This window comes from Burkholderia sp. AW33-5 (assembly GCF_053427615.1).
Genome location: NZ_JBSAXA010000010.1, coordinates 222,287 through 231,742, shown reverse-complemented (window position 1 = coordinate 231,742; position 9,456 = coordinate 222,287). Strand labels below are relative to the sequence as shown.

At 56.0% G+C, this 9,456-nt stretch carries 8 protein-coding genes; 4 read left to right on the top strand and 4 right to left on the bottom strand.

Annotation, left to right across the window (positions count from 1 at the left end):
- Positions 1-199: 199 nt before the first annotated feature.
- The gene (locus tag ACV22V_RS18465; RefSeq protein ID WP_448014968.1) at positions 200-445 is read right to left on the bottom strand and encodes a SymE family type I addiction module toxin; all 246 of its coding nucleotides are present in this window, start codon (positions 443-445) and stop codon (positions 200-202) included.
- Positions 446-1,338: 893 nt separating this feature from the next.
- Here ACV22V_RS18465 and ACV22V_RS18460 point away from each other — a divergent pair.
- The 4 genes from ACV22V_RS18460 (at position 1,339) to ACV22V_RS18445 (ending at position 5,333) form a co-directional block, all read left to right on the top strand.
- The gene (locus tag ACV22V_RS18460; RefSeq protein ID WP_122888316.1) at positions 1,339-1,782 is read left to right on the top strand and encodes a hypothetical protein; all 444 of its coding nucleotides are present in this window, start codon (positions 1,339-1,341) and stop codon (positions 1,780-1,782) included.
- Positions 1,783-1,969: 187 nt separating this feature from the next.
- The gene (locus ACV22V_RS18455) at positions 1,970-3,535 is read left to right on the top strand and encodes a recombinase family protein (RefSeq protein ID WP_059721169.1); all 1,566 of its coding nucleotides are present in this window, start codon (positions 1,970-1,972) and stop codon (positions 3,533-3,535) included.
- Complete coding sequence (locus ACV22V_RS18450) at positions 3,532-4,434, top strand: plasmid partitioning protein RepB C-terminal domain-containing protein (RefSeq protein WP_043216691.1); 903 nt, start codon at positions 3,532-3,534, stop codon at positions 4,432-4,434. The genes ACV22V_RS18455 and ACV22V_RS18450 overlap by 4 nt, the downstream gene beginning before the upstream one ends.
- On the top strand, positions 4,431-5,333 hold the full coding sequence (locus ACV22V_RS18445) for a plasmid partitioning protein RepB C-terminal domain-containing protein (RefSeq protein WP_448014967.1): 903 nt from the start codon (positions 4,431-4,433) through the stop codon (positions 5,331-5,333). The genes ACV22V_RS18450 and ACV22V_RS18445 overlap by 4 nt, the downstream gene beginning before the upstream one ends.
- A 146-nt stretch (positions 5,334-5,479) precedes the next feature.
- Here ACV22V_RS18445 and ACV22V_RS18440 read toward each other — a convergent pair whose 3' ends face one another.
- The 3 genes from ACV22V_RS18440 to ACV22V_RS18430 are packed head-to-tail and all read right to left on the bottom strand — an operon-like array spanning position 5,480 to position 9,371.
- The gene (locus ACV22V_RS18440) at positions 5,480-7,285 is read right to left on the bottom strand and encodes an ADP-ribosylglycohydrolase family protein (protein ID WP_448014965.1); all 1,806 of its coding nucleotides are present in this window, start codon (positions 7,283-7,285) and stop codon (positions 5,480-5,482) included.
- Positions 7,282-7,974: a DarT ssDNA thymidine ADP-ribosyltransferase family protein gene (locus ACV22V_RS18435; RefSeq protein WP_171463109.1), complete on the bottom strand. Its 693-nt coding sequence runs from the start codon at positions 7,972-7,974 to the stop codon at positions 7,282-7,284. The genes ACV22V_RS18440 and ACV22V_RS18435 overlap by 4 nt, the downstream gene beginning before the upstream one ends.
- On the bottom strand, positions 7,971-9,371 hold the full coding sequence (locus ACV22V_RS18430) for a 3'-5' exonuclease (RefSeq protein WP_171463108.1): 1,401 nt from the start codon (positions 9,369-9,371) through the stop codon (positions 7,971-7,973). Before ACV22V_RS18430 ends, ACV22V_RS18435 begins: the two co-directional genes overlap by 4 nt.
- Positions 9,372-9,456 lie beyond the last annotated feature (85 nt).

The following is a 9,456-nucleotide window of genomic DNA, read 5'->3' as shown; positions in this document are numbered from 1 at the left end:
TCGGCCACCGAAATGTGCGGTACGCCTAGCATGGGTTGCAGCTTGTGCTGAAAGGCAACACGGTAGCGGACCTGAGTGACCGGCCCGCTGCAGTTTCAGAACCATCGTCGCTTGTCCAGTTACTAACGGTATGGAGCATCGGGTACCGAGCTTCCAGACGGATAGTGACTTGCGACGTCCACCATCGACAATGCGCCGATCACATCGGCGTGATGATGAGTCGCTTGTCCTCGACAGTAATCCGGACGCGTTCTCCTGCCTCGAATCCCGCCTCCTCAAGCCATACTCCCGCCAATTTGATCCACGGGTAATACGTCGTGTTCAGTTTCCGGTATGCTCTGGTGACACGGAGGACTCTAGACAAGGAGTGATGACATGCTGATTCTTGAATCTTGACGAAGCGTTCCGTTACGACGGGGCGTGACTTATGATTGGCGTTAGCCATTTCCGACTCCGATGATGAGTTGGTTGTGGTCAGCGGGTCGTATGGGTGGCAGCCCATGCGGCCCGCGCTTTTTGCGGTGGCGCCACTTGAGTCTACCTAACTGGGCATCTCGAAATATGGAAAATTCGGGGAATGGCCAACCGGCATAGGTCTAGAAGCGTCGTGATCCACTACTGCACTGGTCACGTGATGACCTTTATACCTAACTCTCTTGATGCGCTAGCAGTTCTGCAACGAGCGTTGGCTCCGCACTGCACATCACGATCAACCTCCGGTCGCGGACTCGTCGAGCCTGGCCATTTACTTTATTCCACTGCAGGTCATGTTGGAGAATTTGTGACACCAGGAAATAAAATAGCCCGGGAGACATGGACAGTCGACCGGGCTACAACAGCGAGCTAATTTTTACGAACACTGAGGATTTTCTTATCTCAGTGACACGTCTGTAGACAGACTCATAACCCGAGAAAATGCGCCTTACGGGATAAGGGTCTCCAGCTGAGGGTGGACCCATAAGGCGAGAAAATGAACGCATAAGTCGAGACGAACCGTCCAGACCACCTCGGACTCGAGCCTGGGCTTGCGACAGGACAGGTCCTATCCCATCAGCATCGCTCTCTCAGCTTTGTACAAGCTACCGCAAAAAACTGCGCGTCCGGCACGGCGATTTAAGCGATTTGCGCCCCGTGAGCGAACCCTCTCCTTGCACGCCAGCAGTCAAGAAATGTCCAAGTTTCTGACACTGGCCTACAAACACGTCAAGCAAATCGCGCTCGCCAATTAACGAAGCTGCTACTGAATAGGTTCCTCTCTATCCCGTCTCGTGCCGGTGCTTTCGGCGGCTGGTCGAGGCGTCGACGTCCGCTCGTCGCAACCCGGCCTGGAGGGCACTCATGAAATCCCACCGCCTCTGTCTCGCCTGTGGCAACGCGTTCGTGCCGCTGCCACATGTTCCCCGTCAGCGTTATTGCTCATCGGAATCTTGCCAGCGAGCTCGTCGACGTGACTGGCAGAACCACCGGCTCTGCATCGACAGCGATTACCGCGACAACCAGGCCCGGGCGCAGGCGAGATGGCTCGCGGGCCACTCGGGGTACTGGCGCGAATATCGAGCCTCCCATCCGGCGTATCGCGAGCGCAATAGCAGCATGCAGCGGACGCGCAATGAACGGCGCAATTTCAGGGCAGTTGCAAAGATGGACGTGTCGGCGCGCCCTCGGGCCCTAGGCTCGGGCTTCTACGTCCTGTGCCATGCGGATGACACCGACGTTGCAAAGATGGACGCGTGGACCGTCCATTTAACCGTGCTGTCTGCGCCGCCAGCGCCGCCGGTCTGATTGCAAAGAGATGACGTGTTACGCGTTGGCGTCGGGCCTGCTACCTTTGGCCTTGTCACCGTTCGCTTTCGAGCACTACGTCCCGACGTGAGGTCGCGGCGTTCGCATTTGGGAATATCCCTGCGCATGGTGTCTGCTGCGTGTCTGTGTCTGTGTCTGTGTCTGTGTCTGAGTTGCGGAGCGGAGAATGTCATTCAACAGCGCAGGTGCACCAAGCGTAGCCAGCTCCCTGGCAGGACGGGCAGCTGAGTACGTCCGCATGTCCACGGAACACCAGCAGTATTCGACTGAGAATCAGCGCGACCGGATTCGAGACTACGCAACCCGTCGCGGATTCGACATCGTGCGCACATATGCCGATGAAGGGAAAAGCGGCCTTCGAATTGACGGTCGCCAAGCACTTCAGAATCTCATTTCCGATGTGACGAATGGAAAGGCTGATTTCTGCATCATCCTCGTCTATGACGTGAGTCGTTGGGGCAGATTCCAGGATGCCGACGAGAGCGCGTACTACGAATACATTTGCCGCCGTGCAGGAATTCAGGTTGCGTACTGCGCCGAGCAGTTCGAGAACGATGGGTCGCCAGTCTCGACCATTGTGAAGGGGGTGAAGCGCGCAATGGCCGGCGAGTACAGCCGAGAACTGTCTGCGAAGGTGTTTGCTGGCCAGTGTCGTTTGATTGAAATGGGATTCCGGCAAGGGGGCCCAGCAGGCTATGGGTTGCGCCGAGTATTGGTCGACGAGCACGGTCTCATGAAGGCGGAGCTGCATCGAGGCGAACATAAAAGCTTGCAGACCGACAGGGTCGTTCTGATGCCGGGGCCCGAAAGCGAAGTGCGAATCGTCAATTTAATCTATAACTGGTTTATCGACGAATCGCTCGACGAATACGAGATTGCAGCTCGCCTTAACGGCATGAATGTGCGCACTGACCTTGGCCGCGAGTGGACAAGGGCGACGGTACGGGAGGTATTGACCAACGAAAAGTACATTGGCAATAACGTATACAACCGCGTGTCATTCAAGCTGAAAAAGATGCGAGTGATGAACACCCCCGATATGTGGATTCGAAAGGAGGGAGCATTTCAGGCAATTGTCCCGAGTGAGACGTTCTACACCGCTCAGGGCATTATGAGAGCGAGAGCGCGGCACTACTCGAACGAAGAGTTAATTGAACGATTGCGTAATCTGTACCGCGCTCGCGGATTTCTGTCTGGCGTGGTGATTGACGAAACAGATGGCATGCCCTCTACGTCCGTCTATGTTTATCGATTTGGCAGTTTAATCCGAGCCTATCAGACTGTCGGCTTCACTCCTGGTCGCGACTATCGTTACATCGAGACCAATCGCTTCCTGCGAAAACTGCATCCAGAAATCGTCGCTCAGACGGAAAAGAAAATCGCGGATTTGGGCGGCACGATGATACGCGACACCGCAACCGACCTGCTGACTGTGAATGATGAGTTCACGGCCTGTATTGTGCTCGCACGGTGCCAGGCGCATGGCAATGGCCGAAATCATTGGAAGGTGCGCTTCGATACGAGTCTTCTGCCGGATATCACTGTTGCGGTTCGGCTCGACCATGCGAACGCATCGACGCTCGACTACTACCTTTTGCCGCGTCTCGATTTTGGGCAACCGCGTATTCATCTCGCCGACCAAAATTCAATCGAATTCGAGAGCTATCGCTTTGACACGCTGGATTACTTGTATGGAATGGCCGAGCGTGCTCGTCTCAGGAGAGTAGCGTGAACCCGCGACAGCAGCCTGGAGAAATTCGGATGATTCCGGTCTCTCAGATTGAAGTCATTAATCCGAGAGAGCGCAACGGTCGGGTCTTCAACGAAATCGTCGACAATATCAAGACCATCGGCCTGAAGAAACCTATCCTGGTCACTCCGCGAGTGACGGCTGCGGGTATAGAAAAATACCTGCTTGTATGTGGCGAGGGGCGATTGAAGGCATTTCGCACGCTTGGGGAAGCGACTATTCCCGCACTCGTGGTGCATGTGAGCGATGAGGATGCGTACGTAATGAGTCTGACGGAAAACATCGCGCGCAGACAATGTCGGCCCATCGAGCGGCTTGCCGGCATTCGGCTACTGCAGGAGCAGGGTTATGCGCCGAAAGTCATTGCCGAAAAAACGGGTCTTACATCGACCTACGTTCACGGCATTCTCACGCTACTGCGCCAGGGAGAAGAGCGACTTGTCGTTGCAGTGGAGAAAGGCCTCGTTCCCCTCAATGCGGCTCTCATGATTGTTGGTGCCGGCGACGATGACGCTGAAATACAGGCAGCGCTCCAAGAGGCCTATGAGTCGGGAAAATTGCGGGGCAAGCAACTGATGAGTGCTCGCCGCGTCATCGAGCGCAGGAAAGCACTCGGGAAGAGTACCGCGCACAATATGTCGAGCAAGTCCGCCGCCGTCACGACGTCGAGCCTTGTGCGGACGTATGAACGCGAGGTCGAGCGTCAGAAGTCGATGGTGAGAAAAGCTGAGTTCGCGCAGCAGCGGTTGCTATTTGTGGTCGGCGCATTGCGGCAACTGTTTGCCGACGAGAACTTCGTTAACCTGTTGCGCGCGGAGGGACTGGCAAGTCTGCCGAAGTATCTTGCGGAACGCGTCTGGCCAAGCGGGAGTGCCACATGACAGGCGTAATTCTTGGGTTCATCCCCGAGCCATTGTCGCTGCCGGTCACCGGCATCTTGCCTTCGCGCAGAGTACCGACACCCGTGGTTGAATCGCGAAAATTCAAGCAGATAAAAGCCTCCATTGAGGAGGTGGGCCTTATTGAACCGCTCTCGGTAACGCCGGTGAACCAATCGTCGGGGCAGCACGTCCTGCTAGACGGGCATCTACGTTTGCTTGCAATCCAGGAGTTGGGCCACGAGCAGGTTGCTTGTCTTGTCGCGACCGACGACGAGAGCTACACCTATAACAATCGTGTTAATCGCCTATCCACCGTGCAGGAGCATCACATGATACGGCGTGTGGTTGACCGAGGTGTATCACCCGAACGATTGGCGAAAGCTCTTTCCGTCAATGTGTCGCAGATAGTGAAGAAAATGTCATTGCTCGACGGCATTTGTCCGGAAGCGGCTGAGCTTCTGGGAGACCGGCAATTCTCACCAGAGCTTGTCCGCGCGCTTCGCAAAATGAAACCGACGCGGCAGGTCGAATGTGTTGAACTGATGGTGGCTGCGAACAACGTGTCAGTCGCCTACGCAGAGGCATTGTTGGTGGCAACGCCTGCGGCGCGTCTTGTGGGCGAAAAGAAGCCACGTAAACTCAACGGCGTTAGCCCGGAGCAGATGGCCAGAATGGAGCGGGAGATGAGCAATCTGCAGGCACAGTACAAGCTCGTGGAACAGACATACGGCCAGGACGTGTTGAATTTGGTGCTCGCAAAGGGATATCTGGCCAAGCTCCTCGAAAACGAGCCTGCTCGCCAATACGTTGCCCAGCGCCATCCGGACTTGATGGTGGAATTCGAGTCCATCATTGCAACCATTTCTCTCGACCAGCAGCAAGTCAGCGCGGTCGTCTAGTCGAACCCGGACATAGTGGCCGTCGACATCGCGTGCGACACGCTGCGAGATGACCGCCATCGCCTCGACGTCTGCGCCCCGCAGAGACAATAGACCTTCGACCTAGGTCACCGGACCACGCCGAGTCGCTCAGCCTCACGACTTTCTCAGTTCGTCGTGTGAGCGTTCAATCGCTCGAACACCTCGATGGCATACCCGGCTGGGTCTCGACATTCGAATGAACGAGTATTTCCTCGAACGACTATCTCCGAGGACTCAATTCCCGCTCTGGCCAATCTATCGGCACAGGAGCTCACGTCAGAGACGTTGACGAAAAGCTTGACTCCGTCACAAGATAGTCGAGCATTCGCGTCTTCTCGCAGAGCAAGGGTTGAGGAAAAGCGAACAACTCTCTGCGATGCACCGGTTACTTTCAATCCCAGAAACCCCTCATAGAACGCGCGCGATTTGCTGAGGTCTCTAACAAGGAGAGACATACCAATTACTGGTTCAAAATCACTCTCGGAGTGGGGTGGACTTTCCGCTGAAACGTCCAGCTTCCGTACAGCACCCTCCAGAATCTTACCCTTCGGTGCCATGCCCCTCGGATTTTCCGCCTTCTTCGCCGCGCCGCTTGGAATAAACAGCGTCAATCCAGCGTCTGTCGCAACAACGCGCGTTTCGAAGACGCGTTCGCCAAGTTGCTCGTGGCGACGCTCAACGGATGTCACTCGCAATCCAATAGGCATTGGAAGACCTGATGGCGCTTCTTTGCCTCCTAGCTGGTCTTTGAATTCAGTAAGGTCGCGTTTGGTTACCTGGTTGAAAGTCGCTGCGGTCTTGCGCATGAAAACCAAATGCTTCGCAGTTTGCTGTATGTAATCGGCATCCTGTAGTTTGTCCTCGTAGTCCTGCAGCCAAGACATGCCGTTTATCACACCCAGAAGACTGGCCGTCATTGACGCGAGAGTGTCTGTATCTGCGCCCTCAGAGGCGGCTGCACATCGCATGCCTTCCAATGGAGAAGCGGCATATCGAGACGCGTAATACAGTGCCGCAACCGCCGTTGTCGTACCGGCGCCATTTGTCTTCGGACTTAAGCCTCCGAGCGCCTTCATGACAACCATGTCGTCCGAAAGCACGCCAGCCTCTAAACCATCCATGGCAAGATGGCAAAGGCTCACAATCTCATCCACCGTGAGATGCCAAAGCCCATCGAAGTCTTGCACGTGCTTTCGTGTGGCTGGAAGCCACGACGGCCATTGAAGCGAGATGTCGGGTAGTGCTCCCCAGACGCTTGTCTCTTCCACGCATCGGCGAAGCAACGACCCATAGTCGAGCGTGTCGACTCTCTTGAAGGCATTCCATAGTATGTACCCAAAAGCGAGCGCCCCTACGAGCGCGCGCGGGTGACCATGTGTCGTCACGCCGTCGGCAAGGATATCTTTCGCCAACGCGGAGAAGTCGTCGTCTCTCGCATGAGATACGCAATGCGGCAATACACGCATCGCTGCGCCATTGCCGCCTGCTTCCAAGTATCGCTTAGCAACGTCTTTGGCCTTGGAATCCCAGGGAGCGACTCCCGCCAGCCATGAGTTGGCCGCGCGCTTCGTCGCCCCGCCGCCGCCGCGCTCGTAGCAGGTCCAAAAGGGTAATTCAACGCGCGCAAAATGTTCCCACCAATGCTGCTTAGTCGAGCGTGCGCGCGAGATGGCTAGGATGAGCTGGGTATCATCACTATAGGCGCCTGCGTCTATTCGCTCCCACCGAGGTGAAAATCTGCTGCCGCTGCGCTTCTTCCAGTCGACGAACTGGCCGTCCCATTGCCTAACGTCAAGTTTGCCTGCTGCTCTGCCCTCGAACGGCCAGCCGAGCGCATCCCCGACCGCAGCACCGACAAACGCTGCAATGGCGCGTTCGGGACTGGTCGTGGTCTTCTGCTCTTCGCGACGGTTCAGGATGCTTTCGCTCATACTGCGGTCTCGGTGGGACGGCGCCCCGTCCAAATGTGTTGTTTCAGCTCCATTTTATCGAACAAGACGGGAGCAATGACAGTCGGCACTGTCGGCGCTGACAGACCCAGCGTGTCCCAGCGCGCTCTCTCGGTCTGAGCCTGCTTCTCGGTACGCATGGCCATACCTTGAATGGCATCTATTGGAATGGGCCCAGGTACGAGAACCTCTGCTTGCATGTCTGTCGGTGAGCAGGACAAGTGCGAGGCCTGGCGCTTGAAAGACCGTCCGCCCGTCCCTTGGACTCGTGGCGCGAACATGGATTCATATCCTGGCCACCCACCCGCTATCAGGGCGCCGTTCTCGGCAGCTGCATTCCGCGGACAAAAGAGCGTACCGGGTGACCACAACACCACGGGGTCAATGAACAGTATCACCCAATCGAGGAAAATCAGCTCCTTCCTCGTCACGATATCAAGGTAGTAGCTATTGGGATACTCGACCGAACAGCATATCTTGTCTCGGTGCCCATCCAGACGGTATTCGTCGGTCGGGTTGACCTCGTCGTGGGACTCCATGTCCAGTGTCTGACGGTCCTTCAGATATCCAGAGGCTAGGACGTGGATGAGATTCCTCGACGGCGTAAAGTGGCACAGGCGGGTAACGCCCCGCCTTGCGCAATCATCCAAGATGTTCGTGTTCACGGTCATCGAGAACTCCGGCTGTAAAGCGAATCGTCCGTCGGCAGCAATTGCGTGACGTTTCCGGTGTAGGTGAGCACCAGGGAGGTCTTTGCGCGCGTGATGCCGACATAGAGGAGCCTGCCGTCTTCGGCGAGTATCTCGTCTACTTCGTCCGCCTCGATGTCTTTCAAGTTTGGCATCTCAGCGTCGGAGAGGAAGGGGAGGATTACTAGGTCGAACTCAAGACCCTTAGCGGAATGGTAGGTGCCAAAGTAGGCACCGTGCCCGGCCATCCAATTCGCGGCCTCTTCCTTTAATTGCACTGCCGCATCCGGCAAATACGGACGGATTTCGCGAATTTTCTCGTGAGTGCGCAGTAAAACCGCCACGCTTTTAGTTCGGTACTGTTTTTCCACCAATTTCCCGACCAGTTCGCGCTCTGTTTCTGGGTCGACGAAGTGAACGAGCGCGGGCTTCGGCCCGTCAGCGGCGGATACAATCGGCGCAATCATGTCCTGGCCGCCCAGAAAATATGGCATATCGGACACGGCAACCGCCAGATTGGCGATGTTCCTCGTGTTTCGGTAATTTTGCTCGAAACGCCAGACCTGTCGCGTTTGAAAGCCCACCTCGCGCCAGCTCATCCCACGGCCGTGACCATAGATTCGCTGCGCCACGTCCCCGAAAAATGTAATTGAACCGTCCGCTGAGATAGTCTTCGTCAAGGACCGAATCATCTCGAGTGAGAGGTCCTGTCCTTCATCGATGATGACATGCTTGTACATCCTCGGACGCTCGTCCCCGTCGAGCGAGGCCGACACCGCAGCCGCTATATCATCCAAGTCGTAGAGCTTCCCACTCGCCGCTCGCAGTTCACGGTAGCGCTCAAGCATTTCCCACATGATGGGGCGCAACACACGGTCCATCTGTGCGGAGGCTCGACCTGTCCGAGTTACTTCGTTGTAGCGGTCGACTGATTCGATGTTGCGTCCGTTCAACCACTGTATCTCGTCGAGGAAGAACTTCAACGGCCGATGGAAGAAAGCGTGGTCTTCATATCTTTCTTTGACGTCTTTAAGAGCCTGTTCAATGAGCTGTTTACGCTGTCTCGATACCGCGATACACCGGTCGGGCAGTTTGCCACACGACTTGAGATAGCCCCTGGCAAAAAGGTGATAGTTCCGAACGTCAACATTTTCAGGAATCTCGCTCCCGAAGCTATTGATATAGTTCATCAGCGCTTTGTTGTACGTGACAATCAAAGTTCTGCCCGCGTCCGGAAGCAGATTGTTCGTCAGATACCTTGCGCGAGCTACAGCCATCGTAGTCTTGCCGCTGCCGGCGGTACCGAGCACCACATGCTGTCCGGTTGCCGGCAGACACACTACTTCCAGCTGCTTTCCAATTGGTTTGGGCAATGCCATATAGATGCAACCGCCGTTCTCAGCGTTCTCCGTTTTCGTTTCTGTTGCCCACGCGATTTGTCTCGCCGTCCTAGCTTGTGCTGAA

Excerpts from the sequence above, each read along its gene's own strand:
- ACV22V_RS18465 (WP_448014968.1), bottom strand. The coding sequence starts at position 445 with ATGGCTAACGCCAATCATAAGTCACGCCCCGTCGTAACGGAACGCTTC.
- ACV22V_RS18460 (WP_122888316.1), top strand. The coding sequence starts at position 1,339 with ATGAAATCCCACCGCCTCTGTCTCGCCTGTGGCAACGCGTTCGTGCCG.
- ACV22V_RS18455 (WP_059721169.1), top strand. The coding sequence starts at position 1,970 with ATGTCATTCAACAGCGCAGGTGCACCAAGCGTAGCCAGCTCCCTGGCA.
- ACV22V_RS18445 (WP_448014967.1), top strand. The coding sequence starts at position 4,431 with ATGACAGGCGTAATTCTTGGGTTCATCCCCGAGCCATTGTCGCTGCCG.
- ACV22V_RS18440 (WP_448014965.1), bottom strand. The coding sequence starts at position 7,285 with ATGAGCGAAAGCATCCTGAACCGTCGCGAAGAGCAGAAGACCACGACC.
- ACV22V_RS18435 (WP_171463109.1), bottom strand. The coding sequence starts at position 7,974 with ATGACCGTGAACACGAACATCTTGGATGATTGCGCAAGGCGGGGCGTT.
- ACV22V_RS18430 (WP_171463108.1), bottom strand. The coding sequence starts at position 9,371 with ATGGCATTGCCCAAACCAATTGGAAAGCAGCTGGAAGTAGTGTGTCTG.